This is a genomic window from uncultured Chloroflexus sp. (genome assembly GCF_938091255.1).
GTDB lineage: Bacteria > Chloroflexota > Chloroflexia > Chloroflexales > Chloroflexaceae > Chloroflexus.
In genome coordinates, this window is the sequence record NZ_CALLJH010000029.1 from 1 (window position 1) to 20,414 (window position 20,414).

Annotated in this window: 15 protein-coding genes; 4 read left to right on the forward strand and 11 right to left on the reverse strand. The window is 57.3% G+C overall.

The window, feature by feature from the left end; all coding sequences use genetic code 11:
• The 10 genes from cmr1 to Q1A00_RS10970 form a co-directional block, all read right to left on the reverse strand.
• Nucleotides 1–978 (reverse strand): type III-B CRISPR module RAMP protein Cmr1 (gene cmr1, locus Q1A00_RS10925; RefSeq protein WP_299756752.1); only part of this gene is annotated, 978 nt, incomplete at its 3' end.
• A 69-nt stretch (nt 979–1,047) separates the two neighbouring features.
• Nucleotides 1,048–2,445, reverse strand: a complete 1,398-nt coding sequence (locus tag Q1A00_RS10930; RefSeq protein ID WP_299756755.1) for a hypothetical protein — start codon at nt 2,443–2,445, stop codon at nt 1,048–1,050.
• A 421-nt stretch (nt 2,446–2,866) separates the two neighbouring features.
• A complete protein-coding gene (locus tag Q1A00_RS10935) occupies nt 2,867–4,039 on the reverse strand; it encodes a CPBP family intramembrane glutamic endopeptidase (protein WP_299756758.1) in 1,173 nt (390 codons plus the stop codon).
• A 398-nt stretch (nt 4,040–4,437) separates the two neighbouring features.
• Nucleotides 4,438–5,094: a beta-phosphoglucomutase gene (pgmB, locus tag Q1A00_RS10940; protein ID WP_298403849.1), complete on the reverse strand. Its 657-nt coding sequence runs from the start codon at nt 5,092–5,094 to the stop codon at nt 4,438–4,440.
• Nucleotides 5,095–5,449: 355 nt separating this feature from the next.
• Nucleotides 5,450–7,612, reverse strand: a complete 2,163-nt coding sequence (locus Q1A00_RS10945; protein WP_298403847.1) for a glycoside hydrolase family 65 protein — start codon at nt 7,610–7,612, stop codon at nt 5,450–5,452.
• A gap of 47 nt (nt 7,613–7,659) precedes the next feature.
• Complete coding sequence (locus Q1A00_RS10950; RefSeq protein WP_298483088.1) at nt 7,660–8,586, reverse strand: carbohydrate ABC transporter permease; 927 nt, start codon at nt 8,584–8,586, stop codon at nt 7,660–7,662.
• Between the two features lie 14 nt (nt 8,587–8,600).
• On the reverse strand, nt 8,601–9,491 hold the full coding sequence (locus tag Q1A00_RS10955; protein ID WP_298403843.1) for a carbohydrate ABC transporter permease: 891 nt from the start codon (nt 9,489–9,491) through the stop codon (nt 8,601–8,603).
• A 136-nt stretch (nt 9,492–9,627) separates the two neighbouring features.
• A complete protein-coding gene (locus Q1A00_RS10960; RefSeq protein WP_298403841.1) occupies nt 9,628–10,965 on the reverse strand; it encodes an ABC transporter substrate-binding protein in 1,338 nt (445 codons plus the stop codon).
• Nucleotides 10,966–11,118: 153 nt separating this feature from the next.
• Entirely contained in the window at nt 11,119–12,138 is a 1,020-nt protein-coding gene (locus Q1A00_RS10965; RefSeq protein WP_298403838.1) for a LacI family DNA-binding transcriptional regulator, read from the reverse strand.
• Nucleotides 12,139–12,275: 137 nt separating this feature from the next.
• The gene (locus Q1A00_RS10970; protein WP_298403835.1) at nt 12,276–13,709 is read right to left on the reverse strand and encodes a cyclic nucleotide-binding domain-containing protein; all 1,434 of its coding nucleotides are present in this window, start codon (nt 13,707–13,709) and stop codon (nt 12,276–12,278) included.
• A gap of 117 nt (nt 13,710–13,826) precedes the next feature.
• Here Q1A00_RS10970 and Q1A00_RS10975 point away from each other — a divergent pair, with 117 nt between their 5' ends.
• Nucleotides 13,827–15,623 carry an aldehyde ferredoxin oxidoreductase C-terminal domain-containing protein gene (locus tag Q1A00_RS10975; protein ID WP_298403832.1) on the forward strand — a complete coding sequence of 599 codons (1,797 nt, stop codon included), beginning with the start codon at nt 13,827–13,829 and terminating at the stop codon, nt 15,621–15,623.
• Between the two features lie 7 nt (nt 15,624–15,630).
• On the opposite strand, the gene Q1A00_RS10980 is transcribed toward Q1A00_RS10975, so the two are convergent.
• Entirely contained in the window at nt 15,631–15,861 is a 231-nt protein-coding gene (locus tag Q1A00_RS10980) for a hypothetical protein (protein WP_298403829.1), read from the reverse strand.
• A 17-nt stretch (nt 15,862–15,878) separates the two neighbouring features.
• On the opposite strand from Q1A00_RS10980, the gene proB reads away from it, so the two are divergent.
• The 3 genes from proB to malZ all read left to right on the forward strand — a co-directional run bounded on the left by proB (nt 15,879) and on the right by malZ (nt 20,396).
• A complete protein-coding gene (proB, locus tag Q1A00_RS10985) occupies nt 15,879–16,985 on the forward strand; it encodes a glutamate 5-kinase (RefSeq protein ID WP_298403824.1) in 1,107 nt (368 codons plus the stop codon).
• Between the two features lie 61 nt (nt 16,986–17,046).
• Entirely contained in the window at nt 17,047–18,558 is a 1,512-nt protein-coding gene (gene gltX, locus Q1A00_RS10990) for a glutamate--tRNA ligase (RefSeq protein WP_298403822.1), read from the forward strand.
• The gene (gene malZ / locus Q1A00_RS10995) at nt 18,555–20,396 is read left to right on the forward strand and encodes a maltodextrin glucosidase (RefSeq protein WP_298403819.1); all 1,842 of its coding nucleotides are present in this window, start codon (nt 18,555–18,557) and stop codon (nt 20,394–20,396) included. Before gltX ends, malZ begins: the two co-directional genes overlap by 4 nt.
• Nucleotides 20,397–20,414 lie beyond the last annotated feature (18 nt).

Here is a 20,414-nt window from a genome sequence, read left to right on the forward strand (position 1 = left end):
ATTCATCTCGCGCCAGACCTTCAGGTCATAATGCTGCTGCAGATGATTGTAAATGGTTTGTACAACCCCATTCCGATTCCAATTATTCTGATACACATCTGCCTGTTCAGGTATCCATCCCCATACTCGCATCTCTTGACCGTTATTGTAAGGTCGCGACATCTTGACCTTAGCGGCGATGCGCTGGTCTTTGACCGTACCCATAATGAAATGGCGCACCTGCTGGTTATTCGCAAACAAGCGACGCAAGTCGTATTTGAGGTTGAAGGTGTCTTGCACGCTAAACGTTCCGCCATTCTTGGGTGAAATGCGCGCAAAGAAGATATTTTGTAGCGAGGGCAAATCGGGATACGTTGCGTTGCCGGCCAGCGAGACCACGTGATTATAGAACGGTTGCGTCTTAACTCGCTTTTCCAACTCGATTACCCCAAACCCCATCTGCGGTCGTGCGCCGATGGCTGCCCAGTCGGCGATGAATTGGATCAGGCCGGCGAGGATTTCGGGTTTGAGTGTTGGATCAAGCGGTTGGATGTGGAGGGTGAAGTTTCCCGATCGAGGTTTGTCATTTTGGTTGTTAGGAAAGTACCACGTTGGCGTCTGTAGATGATTGTTTATAGTGTATGTCCTGTTTGCTGTTACCCTAGCGCTGACTGAAGCATCCGACTGCGTGCTATCGAAAATCATGAGCCGAAACCGCCGTCGCCAGCCGGTGGCGCCGAAGAGTTGACAAACATCGCATAAGCCGGCGTCGCGCAAGCGCTGACGTTCATCGGTGGCATTGCTCTTTGCGTATTTCTCACTGTCAAAACGGCATTCGCCCTTGCTGGGGTCACACACGTTGCCGCCCAGCCCGCGCACGACGGTCTCATACCACCAACGCAGCGAGCCGAGGATGCCGGTCTCGTGGATGCGGTCTATCTTACCCGTCTGCACGCCACCTGTCCACAGAGGTGTTACGGTCTTGATTATTAATGTCATAACTTTCTCCTCAAGCTAAAAGAGACCATTGTTTTCTATTCATATGACAATATTTATAACATAAATAAATTACTCTAAATCTATATTCAAAAACGTTTCATCTAATCTCTTCGTTGTTGAGATGTTACACCCAACCACACGTTCAAATTCGCTCACATTGTTTAGATCTTGAAAGTATGTCGGGTTGGCAAGCAAGACCGCTCGCATATAGCTTTCGAGACATTTACGCTCAATGACCGATGGATCGTCAGAGATGAGATTGGTAAAGGGAGTGGTAAACGACAACACAGGTTGTCCGTTATCGTCACGCAGACAGCCGCTGCGCAGGATTGCATTGAGCATGTCTTGCAGTTGGCTCTTCGATGCACCTACTCTTTCGGCTAAAACGGCTTTTATGTGGGCCATAGTCGTCGGTTGATCAAGCGATTTCACGATCGTAATCAACTCGTTTATCACTCGCGGTCGGTGTTCTGGCACGGGGCGTAAGCCGGCTTTGTTGAGTAAGGCAGATACTGGGCTGGAGACGCTGACGGCCACAGGCGGTACGATGCTCTGCTGATGCGGTGGGTCGATCGCTATGCCAACGGCTGTAGCTATCTTTTCAAAAACATTGGTTTCGTTGGCTACGGTTATGTCGTACAAGTTGGTAAGATTGGTTGTTAAATCGTTAGGAATAGCAAGGATGACTAAAATAGCTCGTGATGCTGGAATAGAGAGCAGCTTTTTGCGCATATCTGCGTATTTGGCTATGTACCCTTGATAATCGCCGGTTTTACACTCGATCCACAGGGGTTGATTTTCAACAAGAAAGAATAAATCGAGTTCAAAGTCATCTCCATTTGGGAAGGTGATTTTTGGGTTGATGACACACGTGAACGGTAGTCCGTGTTGTGACAATAACGAGCGAATTTTTAAGTAGATATATCGCTCAAACCATCCACCGGTAAAGAAGTTTATTACTTTACCGACTCGTTGCGGAGTAGCATAGATTGTCTTCGTTAATTTGTTGTACTTATACGATGATAAAAATGCATAAGAATGCATCATATCACAAAACTGGGTGGAGTCTGCTATCTCTTCTTTACTCTGGGAAGCAAGGTTGAGCGTGAAACCGTTTCCTGTTGATAAACTGCGTCGGATACGTTCGTGGATACGTGATAATGTCGCAAATCGTTCACCAAGGAACAACGCCAGTTGGTCAAATACAGCGTCATCTGCCCGTTGTTCACGATAATTTCTGACCGTAATTCCCTTAGCGGTCAGCCAATCATAAACCGCTAATGCGCTTTTTTCTTCAGCTTCATTAGCTGATTCAATAATTTGTTTAAGCGATGTGGGCGGATCCGTTGGAGCAAGCTGGTGAGGAGGTGTAGCTTTCAGTTCGTTTCGCAACTGTTGCAGTTCCGCTGTGATAGTTTTGAGTTCTTGTAGGATTGCGGCAAGGATGTGGTTGGATTCGTCATTCATAATGGTTGCTCAATATGATAAATACGCAATCAAGGTGGCGTCATGCCACTGCCCTCAGTCGCTCCCGAAGGTGAGCTTAGTCAGCGTGATCAGTTTGGTCGTCAGTAGGTAGTGCTTTAGGCTAAGCGGAATATACTCCTTGCTGATGACATTATACATGCGCCTACGATGTTTGTAGAACCAGCATAAGCGTTGTCGAGATAATAAGAGTTAACGATGCTGCGGATGGAAGATTGTAACACTGTTGATTGGCAACGTCTATGGACTGCCCTTCGGTAGAAAAGTGAGGCGGTTTACTATGCTCCCCGCGATGTACTCGGTGCTGTGCGGTGTGACTGTTACTCGGCAATGCTCGATTCGACCAATTGGCTTGCAACAGATGATCTGTTCAGGCAACGTCACCCCGCACTGCGCGTTGTCGCTACTGACCAAACACCACTGCGAGCATCACCATGACAAAGTTGTACACGCCATGTACGATGGCTGCTGTGGTGGTGTTCGTATACTTTCGGACTAACCCACACACCATCCCGATCACAAAGACAACCAGCAACGCATCCCAGTGGTATTGAAAAGCGTGCAAGCTGGTGAAGAAGAGATTCGAGAGCCAGATGCCTAGTCGCGGTTGCAAGACGCCACGTACTCCTAGCTCTTCGCCGAGGCCGGCCGTCACGCCGATCACCAGCGCCCCAATAGGGCTAATCGCGAACGCCATCAGTTCACCGAAGGCTTCTTCGTCAGTGGTCGGCCACCCGAGCGTCTGCCACAGCGTATCCATCAGGGGTAGAACGAGTGACATTAAGCCGGCCAATCCTAGCCCAATCCCCAGCCCAATGAGCAGATGGCGCAGCGTCGGGCGTACTAGACCTAGCCGTTCCAGTGTAGCGGCCAGATCACGGCGAATGCCAAAACCGACGGCCAGAAATGCCGCTGGGATCGTCCATACGAGACCGTAAATCTGGCTGCGTAACTGTTCATCAGCGCTCAGATCGCTTAGCTCATTGCCGCTGAGGATAGTAACCAACGCTAGCAATGGTGGTTTGCCGGTCACCAGCAGCGGCACAATTAGCATCAGCGTCAGACTTACAATCACCATTAATGCGACGGCATGGACAAATGAATTGGGATCAATCGGCAGCAGACGCGCTAAGCTTTGCCGTACCGGCGGTAATAGGGTGAGCGTGCCAATGCCAATGGCAACGAAAATACCCAAGATTAAGAGTACGATGCTAAGTGCATCGGCCGGTGAGAATGCCGGTGGCTGGGCGGGATCGATCCCTCCCGGTGGCAGATCGAGCAGGGTTATCACACCGAGAACAAAGGTGTAGAGTGATGCCAAGCTAAGCATGAGCGCCAACCAGAGACCGGTAGCGAGCCATGCCCAGTTGAACTGCGAACCGGCGAAATAGGCCAGCACAGCCAATCCGACGAAGGGTAGCGCGTTGAAGCTGGCGGTGGTAAACATGCCTAGCTCGCCGCCAACACTAGCGCCAAGACTGACGAGCAGAACGTATAACGCAATCCCGGCAAGCCAGAGGCCCGGTCGGCGGATTGTTGGTGGTTGTTCGGGTGTGAGTACCAGCGGTTCTGACATCGGTTATCTCCTTTTGGCAGCAGAATGGTGGTACGTGCAGTGTGCCAGATATGATGCTGGGACGCAAGGGCGCAGAGGGGCACAAAGAGGCCAAGACGCCAAGGGTGGGCACTAAGGGAGCTGACGCATCCTGTTCCACGTACCCTCTGCGTGCTCGGTGGTCTTCGCGGCTTTGCGGTTCGGTTATCTCCTTTTGGCAGCAGAATGGTGGTAAGTGCAGTGTGCTAGATATGATGCTGGGACGCAAGGGCGCAGAGGGGCACAAAGAGGCCAAGACGCTAGGGGTGGGTACTAGGGGAGCTGACGCATCCTGTTCCACGTACCCTCTGCGTGCTTGGCGGTCTTCGCGGCTTTGCGGTGACGATCTTGGCGTCTGTTATCACCTTTGCGTCTGTACGTTACGTATGCACCGCTACCTGTGCTAGTAGGTCATCTAGTCGGACACCGGCTAAGGTGGGCAACACGACGTGTGCTTTGCCCACTCGCTCAGCCGGGCCGATCCCAACCACGGTAAATCCACCGGCAAGCGCAGCTTCGACGCCGGCAGTGGCATCTTCCACCACCACACATTCAGCCGGTGACAAATCGAGGAGCGTGGCAGCGTGTAAGAAGAGGTCGGGTGCCGGTTTCTGCCGGGTGACGCTGTAGCCGTCGGCAACGGCGTCGAACAGGTCGGCAATACCGAGCCGCTCGATCACTTCGCGCGCGTTTTTGCTCGCCGAACCGAGTGCCGCTTTTAGGCCGGCGGCGCGGATATCGCTCAGCAGCTCACGTGCGCCGGGTAAGACATCGCGGGGCGAGATTTCGCGAATGTATTCGAGGTAGTAGCCGTTTTTGCGCTCCATCAGCTCGTTGAGCGTCGCTTCGGGGAGGATGCGCCCTTTGAGCAGCATCAATAGCGACTCGCGGCGCGGGATTCCGCGCAGCGCTTCATTTTCTTCACGCGTAAATGGAATGCCGAGTTCGTCGGCGAGTCGTTTCCATGCCCGGTAATGGTATTCGGCGGTGTCGGTCAGTACGCCATCAAGATCGAAGATGAATCCTTTGATAGACATCAAGCCGTCCTCATTATCTATGGCGCAAAGGAGGCCAAACGCAAAGGTGCAAAGATCGTTGGCATGTTGCTCCTTCTTCGCAATTCCGACGGTACGCGCGATCGCATCCTCATCCCCAGCCCTCTCCTACTGGTGCGGGAGATGGGCGCTGCTGCGTTCCGCTCTACCATGCCTCTCCCGCTATCCAGCCGCTCCCCATCGCTCGCTGTCAGGTAGGAGAGAGGGCTGGGGGTGAGGGCCGGTGACAAAGATGCAAAGGCGCTATGGGTTTGTCATTGTTCGTATCACCACGCTTGTACCGGCCATCCAATACCTTTGCGGCTTTGCGTTACCCCTCTTTGCGGCTTTTCATTCATCAACCCATCGTGTAGTGACCATTCGGGTAGCACGTAATCGTATGAGTTGTGCCACGCAAGGTAAAACGGTAGGTCAACCGCCGCCAGTGGCTGGGCAGGCGCGGATAGACTGCCCACGTTCCATCGGGATGGATGCGAAGTCCACCGAAACCGAACACGACCGCCTGCCAGACCCCGCCCGCTGAAGCGGCATGAATGCCGTCACCAGCATTGCCGCGCACGTCGCGCAGGTCGGCTCGCGCCGCCCGGATGAAGTGTTCGTAGGCTTCGGCGATGTCTCCCATCTGGCAGGCGACGATCGCCTGTATCGGCGGGCCGAGCGATGAGCCGTAGGTGTGATCGGTGCGAGGCGTGTAATAGTCGTAGTTCACTCGAATCTGACTATCGCTGTACTGTTCGCGCAAGAGGAATTGCAGCATGAGCACGTCGGGTTGCTTGATCGCCTGATACTCGTTAGCCCCCTCAATACCGAAGATTTCGTGCATCGATTTGGTGCGCGGTTCATAGTCGGCTAAATTGACGTCTTTTAACTGGAAAAAGCCATCGAATTGTTCAATGAGACCGTTTGCACCAACGTTCACGCATATCTTTTCGGCGACCGTCTGCCAATGTTGCAGACGATCTGGTGTCAGATCGAGTTGCCGTCGCAGTTCGGCGGCTTTTTGCGGCGCGTGCTGATCAAGCCATGCCAGCGTCTCGAGGCCGGCCCGCAGGTTCCATTGCGCCAGTAGGTTGGTGTAGGCGTTGTTATTGACGTGATCGTGGTATTCGTCGGGGCCGATCACATCGGTGTAGCCATAGCAGCCGCGTTCAGCCAGCCATTCGGCTCGCGAGGCGAAGAATTTGGCCGTATCGAGCACAATTTCGGCCCCACGCTCGATGTACCATGGATCGTCACCGGTCGCTTGCCAGAACTGCTGTACGGCGTAGGCCACATCTGCCGAGATGTGAATCGCGAGATCGCCCGTCCAGACGCGGGCCAGCTTCTTTTTGTCGTGGAAATCCGGCACCCACGTCGGCGTTACCTCTTCACCGGTATCAGCGCTCTCCCAAGCGTACCACGCACCCTCATAGCCAGCGGCGCGCGCTTTGGCGCGGGCCGCCGGCAAGGTGAAGTAGCGGTAGTCAAGCAGATTGCGCGCGATCTCCGGTGCGGTGTAGGTAAAGAGCGGCAACATAAAGATTTCGGTGTCCCAGAAGGCATGGCCGCGATAGCCAAAACCAGAGAGGGTTTTGGCGCCGATGTTGACCCGGTTGTCGCGGCGGGGAGCGGCGATCAGTAACTGGAAGATGCTGAAGCGCACCGCCAGATCGGCCTCGTCATCACCTTCGATTACTATTTGGCAGCGCTCCCACTCGCGCGCCCATACCTGCCGTTGCGCGGCCAGCGCGCTCTCCCAATCGGGGGTGGCTTGGAGGTGGCGATGGGCCAGCTCAAGCGGCGCAGCAGTATCGCGAGAGGTAGCGATCCCCACAAACTTCGTCACCACGATCGGCTGGCCGGCCCGCGCGACATAGACCTGTTGCACCGTCGGTACATTCTCGACATCCCAAAAAGCGGTCTGGGCCGCGTTGCCAAGTAGGCGCATTGCCAGTGCCAACTCGATCCTGCTTTTGCGGGTACGAGTGCGCAAAAAGACCGTACCATCAGTGAGCTGGCCTTGCGTAAGCGGCTGCCAGTGCAACAGACCTTCATTGTCGGTCTGGCCGTTGATAGCGGCGCGCAACTCGACCTGCCCGTCAAACTCAGGGATGATCTCGCAGCGCAGCGCCAGCAGGTGTTCGTCGGCCAGTGACGCGAAGCGGGTGAAGATCAGTCGTGCCACCCGGCCCTGCGGCGACTGCCAGCGCACCTCGCGCCGCAGCACGCCGCTCTGCAAATCGAGTTCGCGCCGGTAAGCGAGAATGGTTCCGGTCGCTAACGAGAATTTCTCGCCGTCGAGTAAGACATGGAGAGCGAGCCAATCTGGAGCGTTGGCCAACTCGGTGACGACGATAGGAGCATCGTCAAACACACCGTGGATAAACGTCGCTCGCCGGTCGTTGGGGTAGCCCTCTTCGAACGCGCCGCGGGTCGAGAGATAGCCGTTGCCGATGGTGAAGATAGTCTCTTTGTGGTGTTGTTTGGCTGGATCGAAGGTGTCTTCAGAAAGAATCCACATAGTTCACCTGTGTGTTAAGCCGTAACGCAACAGTGCAATGCCCCAGATCACCCCTCTTTTGAACCGGTGGCGGCAATGCTACGCACGAAGTATTGCTGGAAGACGAAGAAGATGATCAGGATGGGCAGTGTATTAAAGATCGAACCGGCCAGAATGACCGAGTAGAGCGTATAGTATTCACCGCGGAACCACTGCAACCCAATTGGCAGTGTGAACTGTTCGGGTGAGCGCAGCACCAGCAGTGGCCACATAAAGTTATTCCACGCCCCTTGGAAGGTGAGCAGGGCAAGCGTAATCAACTGAGTTTGGCTGATCGGCAGCACGATGCGGAAGAAGGTTCCCCACCGGCCCGAACCGTCCATCATCGCTGCCTCTTCCAGCTCTTTAGGGAACGACTTGTAGAACTGGGTCATCATAAAGACGCCAAAAGCATCAGCCATACCGGGGAGGATGACGCCCCACGGGTTGTCGATCAGGCCAAAACCGGTCGGGATGCGCAAATCACCGAGTTGCAAGCCGCCGCGAATCAAACCCGGCCCAATGATGAGGAACGAGGGGATAAGCGTGACCACTCCCGGCATCATCATCGAGATCAAGAGCAGGTTGAACCAGAAGCTCTTGAGCGGAAATTCGATGCGAGCGAAGGCATAGCCGGCCATCGCGCAAAAGAGGACACGGAAGATCGTGATGATGACCGAAATAAAGACGCTGTTCCACACCCAGCGCGGGAAGAGCTGGAACGTGCCGAGAATAGTGATGTAGTTGTCAAGGGTGAACGGAATTGGCGCCCAAATCGGTGGTGTATAGACATCGGCCACCGGCTTGAACGAAAAGACCAGCGTAAAGTAGAGCGGCGCCAGTGAGAGCGCAGCCCAAAAGGCCAGCATGGCAAGGAAGAGATACTTGCGCAGGCGGTCAAAGAAGACGGTGCGCGCGTAGACTTGCGTTTGGGGAGAACTGGTCGTCACTGCCATCGTTACGTGCCTTTCTATCGCTCAGCCCCACTACCGCTGCCTTCAATCACCCGCCGCTGCAACAGCGTCACTGCCAGAATGATCAGGGTCAAAATCACCGCCAACGCCGAGGCTTGGCCCATCTGGATGCGGGTATCGCGGAAAGCCCACTTGTAGATCAGATAGGTGATGGTGGTGGTGCTATCGAGCGGGCCGCCGTTGGTCATGACGAAGATCTGGTCAAAGACTTGGAAACACCCGATCACGCCGACCGTCACCACGAAAAAGATCACCGGACGCAACATCGGCACCGTGATATAGAAGAATTTCTGCAAACCGTTCGCGCCGTCGATCTCAGCCGCTTCATAGACGGCTAACGGAATATCTTGCAAACCGGCCAAAAAGATGAGCATGAGCGTACCACTGGTGGTGAAGATGTTCATACCCATAATCACGTAAAACGCGGTGCGCGGGTCGTCGAGCCAGTTGACCGTCAGACCAGTGATTTGGTTGAAGATGCCCTGCGGCGCGAAGAGCCAGATAAAGATGAGCGAAATCACTACCGATGAGGTCACTGAGGGCAGGTAGAAAATGGTGCGAAAAAAGCGCTGAAAGCGCAGATTCTGATCCATCGCGAAAGCCAGCACCAGACTGAGAAAAGTCTGGATCGGCACCACGATCAGCACATACTTAAAGGTATTGGGCAGTGCCTTCGCGATAAAGAGTTCATCTTCCAGCACGCGCTGATACCCTTCGAGACCCCACCAGCGCGGTGGTCTGAGCAAGTTGTACTCGGTGAACGAGAGGTAGACCGCGTATCCTAGCGAGATCAGACTAAAGATAATGAAAATGATCAACCACGGCGAGATAAAAAGATAGCCATTCAAGGCATCAACCCATTTGCGGCGGTCGGTTCTCGTTCGCATAGCCTCTTCTCCGTCGGTGGCGGGGTATGGGTATCTCCCCAATGCATGTCCGCTCTATCGTGTCAGACCTACCGGACTTTTCAACACCTGCGTAGCTTATGGAGTGCGGCAACTTGACTACCGCACTCCATACACGTCAGCGCATCGCCTTGCGGATCGCCTCAGCAGCCTGCTTCATTGCCTCAGACGCCGGCTGGTTCTCTTTGAACATCCGCTCAAGCGCCTTGGACATCTGATCATTGACATCTGAACCGACCGAACCCCAGAAGAAGGGTTTAGCACCGAAGAACGAGCCATTAAAGATCGCCGCCGAGTTGGGGTTATTCTTCAGATAATCGCTGTTCTGCAACGCTTGGCGCGACGGCAAGGCGAAGCCGCTCTCGAGCACTGCCTTCTGGCTCGCTTCACTGGTCAAGAAGTTAACGACCTTCCATGCCGCTTCAGCATTCTTCGTATTGGCCGAGATACCCCATGCCACGGTAAAGATCAAGTTGCCCTCGCCACCCGGCCCGGCTGGTGGCATCACCACGCCATACTTGGTGTTGGGGAACTGATCGCGCAGATAGGGAATGAGCCAACCACCTTCGTAGACCATCGCGCACTGGCCCTTGCCGAAGAGCGTGCCTTGCCAGCCTTCGCCAAGATCCGACGGCAGCGCGCCGATCTGATTGGTGCGGAACGAAGCGTAGAACTCGGCTGCCTTCACTGCCGCTTCACTATCGAGGGTGGTGTCGGTAAAGTCGCTATTCATAACCGTGCCACCATTTTGGAAGACAAAGACCGGGAACCGGCCCGGATCGGGCGGGGTGCAGAAGCCGTAGACCGGACGGTTCGGATTGCTCAGGTCGGTCAGCTTCGCCGCCGCATCGCGCAAATCGTCCCATGTCCAGTCATCAGTCGGGTAGGCAAGACCGGCAGCATCAAACAGATCCTTGTTATAAAACATACCGAGGGTGTTGAAGTCCTTGGGAATGCCGTAGGTCTTGCCCTCGTAGGTGAAAGCATCAATCAGCGCCGGGATGAAATCGCTGCGCGAGACGCCACTAGCCTTCATGAGATCGTCGAGCGGGAGCAGGGCATCGTTGGCAGCCAGCTCTAGCCACCAGAAGATATCGACGTAGAAGATGTCTGGCTCAGTGCCGGATGCAATCGAGGTGAGCAACACCTGCTTGTAATCGCCGGTAATTGGCTCGTACTTGACCAGAATATCAGGATTTTCGACCGAAAACTTGTACAGCAACGACTCAAGCAACGCGGTTTCCGCCGGGCTTGAGGCCCAACCCGATAGACGTACCGTCACCTTTTCAGCCGGCACGACAACCGTCTCCTTGACCGTTACTGTTTCTTTGACCGTCACCGTTTCACGTACAGTCTGTGGTTCCGTTGGTTGCGACTGGGTAGCAGTCTGGCCACAAGCGCTTAGGCTCAAGGTCAGCACCGTCAAGACGAGCAGGAATTTGAATAGGCGATTCATACGTACTCCTTTTTTTAGGTGTAAAAACATACCATCGAAAGTTGTGAGAAGTAATACGTGTTCAGACCATTTTTTACCCTCCTTCTGTTGCACAATAGCCGGCTACCCGACCATCATCGGCTGACGATCAGGAACGCAAATTGTCGTGAGCTATCAGGACGAAGCGCGAATAATGAGGGAAGGTTGCAAGAGTACTTGCCTTTGTTGTGGTTCTCGCCCCTCAACGAGCGCCACCAGCAGTTCGACGCATTTGCGGCCGGCCTCGGCAATCGGTTGCCGCACACTGCTCAGCGGCGGAAAGAGATACTGTGCCATCGGCGCATCATCGAAGCCGATGATGGCCAGATCGGTTCCAATCGTCAGGCCGCGTTCGCGGGCCGCGGCCATCGCCCCAATTGCCATGGTGTCGTTTAGGGCCATGATTGCAGTCGGACGGCGATCGGCGGGTAGATCAAGCAAATGCAACGTCATTGCCCGGCCAACCTCAAAGGTGCCTTCACCGCGCAGGATATAGCCCGGTTCGGTCGCGAGTTGGTCAGCTTGCATGGCATCGAGGTAACCCTGCAAGCGATCATTGCCGACCCGCGAATCTTCGGGCCATGCCAAGATCGCGATCCGGCGATGGCCGCGTCCGATCAAATATTCCACTGCTTGCCGTGTGCCGGCTGCGCCATCAATATCAACCCACGCAAAATCCCATTCCGGGTTGGAGCGACCAAACGCGACAAACGGAAACTGCTGCTTTAAGAGAAACTGAATCCGGGGATCGTGATAATTCACGCTCGACAGCACAAAGCCGTCTACATTGCCGCTTTTGATCAGATCGCGGTAGGTTTCGACTTGCGCCTTGCCTTCTTGGAAGGGAAACGGGAGCACGTAGTAGCCAACCACGCCGGCTTCGCGCACCATGCTGCTCAAGAATTGGTCGAGAATATGATTTACCTGACCGGGTTCGGTTTGCGTCCACGAATACCCGATCATGAAGCTGCGACCGGCCCGCATATTGCGGGCAATGCGGTTAGGCCGGTAGCCAAGCTCTCGCACCGCCGCCTGAATCCGCTCCATCGTTTCAGGCGCAACCTGCATCTCACCGTTCAGCACCTTGGAAACAGTTTGGTAGCTGACCCCGGCGCGTGCCGCTACGTCTTTGAGCGTGACTTTGGTGGCTGTCATAGGCGATGCGTTTCTTTTAAGGCGAACGTTCGCCTTTATCATACATCTGTCAATTGCGGTTGTCAAGAGGAAAAAGCGAACGTTCGCCTAGAGAGACACACGATCATGCATCTCCTCAGGCGAACGTTCGCACATCGCTACACCGGTACGATTTCTTCGACCGGGGCCAGCCGCAGGTTGCCGATCGGGCAGGCGGTCACGCAGGCGAGGTCGGTGTAGCCGTGGCAGAGATCGCATTTGTCGGCGCGGTGGGTAGGGCCGGTGGGGGTGAGGGGAATCGTGGGCCGGATGCGCTGTTGTAGCCGGCGAAACAGATCCCAGAGCGGGCCGGTAGTGTGTTTGGCGCGCGGCACCGATTGCACGGCGTCGTAAGGGCAAGCGGTGACGCATTCGCCGCAACCGGTGCAACGGTTGGTGATCCGTAGGGCGCCGGTGTCAACTCGCTCGATCGCGTCTTCGGGGCATGCCTCGACGCATTCCGCGCCAACGCTGCATTGGCGGCAGGTTTCGAGCACGTCGAACCGGTCGATCGGCGTCCCGTTGAGGTGGAGGCGGGTGTGACCATGACGGGTGGCGCAGCCGGTTTCACAGAGATGGCAACCGGGCGGGCAGCGCGTGGGGTCGCGCACAAGGATATGGGTGGCGCGCAGGAGACCGCGATTGACCGCTAACCCAATGTCACGGGCCCGCGCGGTATCGCTGCGCACTGCGGCTGAGTGTTTCAGCCGCCGTTCGGCCATCGCGCGCAGATCGGCTTCTAACGCCGGATACTGTTGGATCAGGCGGTAGAAGTCGGCGCCGGGCAGTTCGAGCAGATCGGTGGTGGTGAGGGTGCGGGCATTGGCCCGGTGCGGCTCGCCAGTGAGCAGCGAGATTTCGCCAAACAGATCGCCCTCGCTCAGACTGGCGATCGTCTGCCCGCTCTGCTCGATCACCAACTGCCCGCTCTCGATCAGGTAGAGCGAGTCGGCAGGTTCGCCTTGCTTGACGACCAACGTGCCGCGCGGCACGTGGCGCGGTTGCAGGCGGGTAGCGATCGCGATCCGTTCAAGCGGCAGCAACTGGCTGAGGACAGGCATACGGGCGAGGGTAGCCTCGACCATGCGCCGGCGATAGACTTGGCGCAGGGCGGTGGCCAAGAGTGGTAATGCCGCTAGTTCATCGCGCAGGGTGGCAATTTCAATTTGCAGCAAATAGCACGAGCTTTGGGTAAGCGCGCTCATGTGACGGAAGAATTTGCCGAACAGCGGCCCTTCGCCAAAACAATCACCTTGCCCTAGCACTCCCATCAAGACTTCCCGCCCGTCTTTATCGCGCAGCCGTAACTGTAATGACCCACGCAGCAAAAAGAACAGGTAGCGATAGCCGCGGCGTTGGCCGATTACGGTGGCGCCGCTGGGAAACACCCGGAAGATGCCGCGTTCGTAAAGTGTGACCAGCTCAGTCGTCGGCACACCGCGCAAGCAATCAAGTGCAGCGAGGGCTGCAATCGCGGCTTGTTGGCGCTGCTGGCGCTGAGCAGCGCGCGCTTGATCGAGTTGGTTGCGGGGGGGGCGCTTCAATGACGACATAGCTGGCTCTGCGGTACAATGACGGGGATAGAGTGATCTGCTTTGCATTGTACCATACACGTTGCCGAGGAGCGGTATAATAGAACGGCGGAAATCGCACCCACATAGGATACTTGCATGCCGTTGCGCAGTCTTACCGTTGATTTGGCTCGCGGCCACGCTCGCCAGTTGTTGCCCGATGAAGTGGAACGTGACTATTTGGGCGGGCGCGGGGCGATCGCTTGGTTGCTCTGGCATCAATTGGAACCGGATACCCCGCCGTTGTCGGCGGAGAATCTGCTGATCTTTGCCGCTGGGCCACTGGCCGGCAGCGTCGGTTTTGCCACCGGCGGTTTTACCGTCGGCACGCGCTCGCCCCTCACCGGCGGGATTGGTTATGGCTGGGCGCCGGGGCATTGGGGCGCTGCACTGCGCCGCAATAACGTCGATGTGTTGATTATCCGCGGTGAAGCGCCTGATTGGTGTTATCTGCTGATCGATGGCGATACCGTGCGTTTGCGTTCAGCGCGCCATTTAGTTGGGCGTGACACGGTGGCGACCGCTGTGACCCTTTCCACTGAATTGGGTGGTAATGTGCGTGTGCTGGCGGTTGGTCCAGCCGGTGAGGCCGGTGTCGCGTATGCCAGCATCGTCGCCGAGGGATTGTATCTGGTCGAACCGGCTGGCACCGGCGCAGTGATGGCCGATAAGAAACTGAAAGCGATTGTGGTGCGCGACCGCGCGCCGTTGCCGGTAGTTGACCTTGCCCGTATGCAGGCGGTTTTGCAGTCGATTCGGCAGCGCGGCGAGCAGCATCCGACCGCTAACGCGATCCGGGCTATCGGCAGCGCTGGTCTGTTGCCGGCAGCAATCAAACTCGGCGCGCTAACCAGTCGCGATGCCCGTGCGCCGGCTGATGGCGTGGCGATTGCTCGCACCTTCAGCGAGATCGCGCGGCGTGGCGGGCGGCTCGAACGTGGTTGCGCTGAGTGTCCATTGCCGTGCTATATCGATCTGCGTACCAAAAGCGGCGAGACCCATCCGTTGCCTAGCCTCGAACTGATCGCCGGCTTTGCCGCTCGTGTGGGCATTACCGACCCCGATGCAATGCTAGCGATTGCCGATCGCTGTTTGCGATTGGGGATTGATCCGGCGGCAGCAGCGGCAGCTATTGTCTTTATGACCGAAGCCCAAGACGAGGGTTTGGTGCGCCAACGCACGCTCAATTGGGGTGACAGCGCAGCGGTGATTGCGGCCCTCGACCGCATCAGCCAGCGTCAAGAGAAGCGGGATATTCTCTCGTTAGGCGTCGGAGAAATGCAAGAGGCGGTTTGGGGAACGGCGGCATTTGCACCGCAGGTGAAAGGCTTGGCAATGCCGGCGCTCGATCCGCGCGCGCTCACCGAGATTGGTTTGGCAATGGCGACCAGTCCAATCGGCGGCGATTATCGCTATGCGATGGCCTTTGAAGAATTGGTGGCCGAACCGCCGGCATGGTTGCCGCCGCCGGCCAGCGGCCCGCGTGAGAGCGAGGGGAAAGCGTTGCGCTTGATTTGGCACGAGCGCTTTGCGGCGGTGCTCGATGCCAGCGGCTTCTGCCGCCGGCTCGGCCTGATGGCCTATCAGATCACCCCCGGTGAGTTGATCGCGCTGATCGGCGCAGTGACCGGGCGCGCCGTTACCGGTGCCGATTTGGTGCGGATTGGCGAGCGGATTGTCACGCTTGACCGGCTCTTTACCCGCCGCTACGCTAGCAATAGCCAAGATACCTTGCCCGATCGTTATCTGCGCGAACCGCTGAGCAGCGGGCCGACCGCTGGCTATACGCCACCGCTCGACTCGTTGCTAGCCGAGTATTATGCGCGCCATGGTTGGGATGTTAGTGGTGACCCCACGCCGGCTCGGTTATCCGAATTGGGTATCAAACAACGCTAGAGCCGTACTATCGTGCGGCTCCAGTTGCTCCGTTTGGCAGAACATTGATGAACGATGCAAGAAGGTCTCTGTACATCGCTTTCGATGGAATGACCCGCTTGGAGAGGTGACGAAACTCCTCTCTTGCCTGTGGATAGAAGAGCGAATGCACGAGGTAGCAAAACCATTCCTTGGGTGGATGCGAAGCCGCACGGTCGTGCGGCTTTCCTTCCAACACCGGATCAATGATCGAATTCATACGTCCCACATACCAGTATGACGAGATTCGTTGTCAAGTTAGGCACTAGCGTACTAACCGCCGGCACTGACCGGCTGCACCGGCCCTATTTCGTCGAGTTGGCCCGCCAGATTGCCCGCCTCAAAGCAGACGGCCACGAAGTAGTGCTCGTCTCGTCGGGCGCGGTTGCCGCTGGTAAGGAACGCCTCGGCGTCGCGCCGCAGCAGCGCAGTAACATCCCGCTCAAACAGGTGTTCGCCGCCGTTGGCCAGAGCCGGTTGATGCATCTCTACGAGCAGATTTTCGAGCTGTACGGGTTGCAGGTTGCGCAGGCACTGCTCACCCGCGATGATCTGCGTGACCGTCGCCGTTATCTGAATGCGCGGAATACGCTCACGCTCTGCCTCGCGCAAGGAATTGTGCCGATTATCAACGAGAATGACGCGGTGGCGACCGCCGAGATTCGAGTCGGCGATAACGATAATCTCTCGGCGCTGGTGGCCGGCTTGATCGACGCTGACCTGCTCTTGATCCTGACCGATATTGCCGGTCTCTACAGCGCCGATCCGCGCAGCGATCCTACCGCCGAGCTGCTGCGCGAAGTGCCTGTGATCGATGAGCGGATTTGGGCTATGGCCGGCGGCAGCGGTACGCATCGCGGCACCGGCGGGATGCAGACCAAGATACAGGCCGCCGATCTTGCCACCCGCTCCGGTGTGACGGTGGTCATTGCCGCCGGTCACGAGCCGGATGTGATCGCGCGGGTAGCTAACGGCGAGCGGATCGGCACCTTCTTTCCGGCCGCGACGACCCACCCCGATGCACGCCAACGCTGGATTCTGGCCGAAACGGTGCGCTTCTCACGGATTGTCGTTGATGAAGGCGCAGCGACAGCACTCACTCGCTACGGCAAGAGCCTGCTTGCCGCCGGCATCCGCGAGGTGAGCGGTGAGTTTGATCGTGGTCAGACGGTACGCATCTTTGCCCCTGATGGCCGCGAGATTGCCCGTGGGTTGACTCAGTATCGTGCAAATGATGTGCGCATGATCGCCGGTCTGCGCTCGCACCAGATCGTCTCAGTTTTAGGGTATGATTACGGGCCGGAAGTCGTCCATCGCGACGATATGGTCGTGTTGGCCGGATAACCTCATTGGTAGAGACGTTGCATCGCGACGTCTCTATGAAATGTTTCATAAGGAGCGACTCATGACCTCAATTGACGGGCCGGTGCGGGTGCGGTTTGCCCCTAGCCCGACCGGCAGCTTGCACATCGGTGGTGTGCGCACTGCCTTGTTTAACTGGCTCTGTGCCCGCCACTACGGCGGCCAGTTCATTCTGCGCATCGAAGATACTGATGAAAAGCGATTCGTGCCCGGCGCTGCCGACGATATTAGTATTTCGCTGCGCTGGGTTGGCATCGACTGGGACGAAGGCCCCGATGTGGGTGGCCCGTATGGCCCTTACGTCCAGTCGGAACGGTTTGAGCTAGGCATCTACCGGCCCTTTGTTGAGCAGTTGCTCGAGGCTGGTCTCGCTTATATGTCATTTACCACCGAAGAGGAGCTGGCGCAGATGCGGGCTGCTGCCGAGGCCGCTGGGATTAAGTCGTTTCGCTTCCGTGGCCCCGAACGCGACTGGCCGCTTGCCCAACAGCAGGAAATGGCGGCAAGTGGTAAGCCGTTCACGGTGCGTTTGAAGACGCCGCTCGAGGGTGAAACGCGCTTCCGTGATCTGATCCGCGGTGGTGATGAGATTGTAGTGCAAAATGACCAGTTGCAAGATATTGTGTTGATTAAATCGAGCGGGATGCCGGTCTATCATTTTGCCCATCTGGTTGATGACCATCTCATGAAGATCACCCACGTTATGCGCGGCGAAGAGTGGGTGCCGAGTACGCCGTACCACGTCTTGCTCTACGACTATTTTGGCTGGCAACGCCCGATCTTTGCCCATCTGCCGGCGATCTTACGCCATGATGGCAAGGGTAAATTGTCGAAGCGTAAGGATGATGTCGCGACTCACCGTTTTCGTGAGCGGGGCTATCTGCCGGAAACGATGCTCAATTATCTTGCCTTGCAAGGGTGGAGCTACGACGGTGTCACCGAGATTATGAGCCGTGATGAGTTGATTGAGCGCTTCACGCTTGACCGCATCCAGCCTTCGCCGGCGCGCTGGAACCCGGAAAAGTTGCGCGATATGAACGGCATCTACATCCGCAAACGAACGGCGGCAGAAGTGGCTGAGCTGGTGTTGCCGTTTATGCAGCGAGCTGGGTTGATCGGCGATCCGGCGAGCGATGCTGAGCGCGCCTATTTGTTGCGGCTGATCCCGCTTATCCACGAGCGATTGGAGGAGTTGCAAGAAGCGCCCGACTTGCTCCGCTTCTTCTATCGTGATGTAACGCCGGGCGAGACGTATAACCCGGCTGACCTGATCCCCAAGAAGCACGATGCCGCGCAGACCATCGCTATGCTGCGCGCGGCTCACGAGGCGTTGAGCCGGCAAGCAGACTGGACGCCGCCGGCGTTGGAGGTGACGTTGCGCGGGTTGTGCGAGCAGCTTGCCGTGAAACCGGGGCCGCTCTTTGGGGCGATCCGCATCGCCGTTACCGGGCGTAGCGTGGCGCCGCCGTTGTTCGATACACTGGCCGGCGTGGGCCGCGAGCGCTCGTTAGCGCGGATCAAAGCAGCGATTGCTGCATTGGAGCAGATGGCATGAGCGAGCTGCACTGGGAGGCCAGTATCCATCACGACGGTTCGCCCGCCTATCTGCGCTTTAGCGGGCGCTTGGGCGATACCGCCGTGATCCGGCTTCGCCTTGACGCTGATGCACCGGTGAGCGCTGTCTTTCTTCGCACCTGCCCCGATGGTGAACAGCAGCTCACGCCGCTGCGTGCGGTTGGAGTTGACGGGGTATGTCGCTGGTGGCAAGGCGAGTTGCCGATCCGTATGCTGCGTACCAATTATCGTTTCTTGCTGCGCGCTGAGGATGGGACGCGGTGGTATAGTGCTGGCGGTGTAACCCGTCATTATCCGACCGATGCGAACGATTTCGTGGTACTGGCCAACTATCACGCGCCGAATTGGGTGCGTGATACGGTTTTTTACCAAATCTTTCCCGACCGTTTCGCGGATGGCGATCCGAGCAACAATGTACGCGACGGCGAATACCTCTACCACGGGCGGCCGGTGGTGGCGCGACGCTGGCATGAGCTTCCACAGCGGGTCACTGGCTCTATCGAGTTCTTTGGCGGCGATTTGCAGGGCATTGCCCAACGCCTCGACTATCTGACCGATCTGGGCGTCTCGGCCCTCTACCTGAACCCCATCTTCCGCGCGCCGTCGAACCATAAATACGATGTCGAAGATTACACCAGCATTGATCCGCACCTCGGCGGCGAAGCGGGGTTGGTGCAGCTACGGCAGGCGCTCGACGAGCGTGCAATGCATCTAGTGCTCGATATTGTGCCGAACCACTGCGGTGTTACCCATCCGTGGTTTGTGGCCGCGCAAATCGATCCGCGCGCGCCAACTGCCGAGTTTTTCACCTTCCGCCGTCACCCTGACGACTACGAAAGCTGGTTGGGGGTCAAGACGCTGCCCAAGCTCAATTACCGCAGCGTGCGTCTGCGGGAAGTGATGTACGCCGGCCATGACGCGATCATGCGACGCTGGCTGCGTCCGCCTTACCGTATCGATGGCTGGCGGATCGATGTGGCTAATATGCTCGGTCGACTCGGCCCCGACAATCTTGGCCACAAGATTGGGCGGGGTATGAGGCGAGCGGTTAAGGCCGAACAGCCCAATGCCTATCTGCTTGGTGAACACTTCTTCGATGGCACCCCTCACCTGCAAGGGGAAGAGCTTGACGCCACGATGAATTATCAAGGCTTCACCTTCCCCGTTTGGCGCTGGCTAGGCGGGTTTGAAGTTAACCCGAATCGGCCCGAAGCCGATCCGCGCCCGATCGCCGCCGAGACGGTCGCTGCCCAGTGGACGGCATTCCGGGCGGCGATTCCGTGGCAAGTGGCGACGCAGCAGTTTAACCTGCTCGGTAGTCACGACACCCCGCGGCTGCGCACGATCGTCGGTGACGATCTGGCGCGGGTGCGGGTAGCGATGACGTTACTCTTCTGCTATCCCGGTGTGCCCTGCATCTACTACGGCGACGAGATTGGGCTGGCCGGCGGCGGTGATCCCGATTGCCGGCGCACAATGCCGTGGGATGAAGCGGAGTGGGATCGCGACCTGCGTGCCTTTGTGCGGCGGTTGGCGCATCTGCGGCGCACTGCGCCGGCATTGCGCTGGGGCGGTTTCCAGCAGCTCTATGCGCAGGGCGAAACGATCGCTTTCCAGCGTGAAGCGCCGGAAGAGCGACTGATTGTCGTTGCTCGCCGCAGCGACGATGGACTGCGGGCATTGCCGGTGCGCCACGCCGGTCTTGCCGATGGTGTGCGTCTGTGCGAACTCTTCACCGGCGCCGAGACGGTTGTCTGCAATGGGAGATTGGATATTGGCAGGTTGCCAGCAACCGGTGTGCAGGTATGGCGATTATGATGGTGGTAACGGGTCGCA

Bases quoted from the DNA above. Each gene is read 5' to 3' on its own strand.
- Q1A00_RS10930 (WP_299756755.1), bottom strand. From the start codon at position 2,445: ATGAATGACGAATCCAACCACATCCTTGCCGCAATCCTACAAGAACTC.
- Q1A00_RS10935 (WP_299756758.1), bottom strand. From the start codon at position 4,039: ATGTCAGAACCGCTGGTACTCACACCCGAACAACCACCAACAATCCGC.
- pgmB (WP_298403849.1), bottom strand. From the start codon at position 5,094: ATGTCTATCAAAGGATTCATCTTCGATCTTGATGGCGTACTGACCGAC.
- Q1A00_RS10945 (WP_298403847.1), bottom strand. From the start codon at position 7,612: ATGTGGATTCTTTCTGAAGACACCTTCGATCCAGCCAAACAACACCAC.
- Q1A00_RS10950 (WP_298483088.1), bottom strand. From the start codon at position 8,586: ATGGCAGTGACGACCAGTTCTCCCCAAACGCAAGTCTACGCGCGCACC.
- Q1A00_RS10955 (WP_298403843.1), bottom strand. From the start codon at position 9,491: ATGCGAACGAGAACCGACCGCCGCAAATGGGTTGATGCCTTGAATGGC.
- Q1A00_RS10960 (WP_298403841.1), bottom strand. From the start codon at position 10,965: ATGAATCGCCTATTCAAATTCCTGCTCGTCTTGACGGTGCTGACCTTG.
- Q1A00_RS10965 (WP_298403838.1), bottom strand. From the start codon at position 12,138: ATGACAGCCACCAAAGTCACGCTCAAAGACGTAGCGGCACGCGCCGGG.
- Q1A00_RS10970 (WP_298403835.1), bottom strand. From the start codon at position 13,709: ATGTCGTCATTGAAGCGCCCCCCCCGCAACCAACTCGATCAAGCGCGC.
- Q1A00_RS10975 (WP_298403832.1), top strand. From the start codon at position 13,827: ATGCCGTTGCGCAGTCTTACCGTTGATTTGGCTCGCGGCCACGCTCGC.
- Q1A00_RS10980 (WP_298403829.1), bottom strand. From the start codon at position 15,861: ATGAATTCGATCATTGATCCGGTGTTGGAAGGAAAGCCGCACGACCGT.
- proB (WP_298403824.1), top strand. From the start codon at position 15,879: ATGACGAGATTCGTTGTCAAGTTAGGCACTAGCGTACTAACCGCCGGC.
- gltX (WP_298403822.1), top strand. From the start codon at position 17,047: ATGACCTCAATTGACGGGCCGGTGCGGGTGCGGTTTGCCCCTAGCCCG.
- malZ (WP_298403819.1), top strand. From the start codon at position 18,555: ATGAGCGAGCTGCACTGGGAGGCCAGTATCCATCACGACGGTTCGCCC.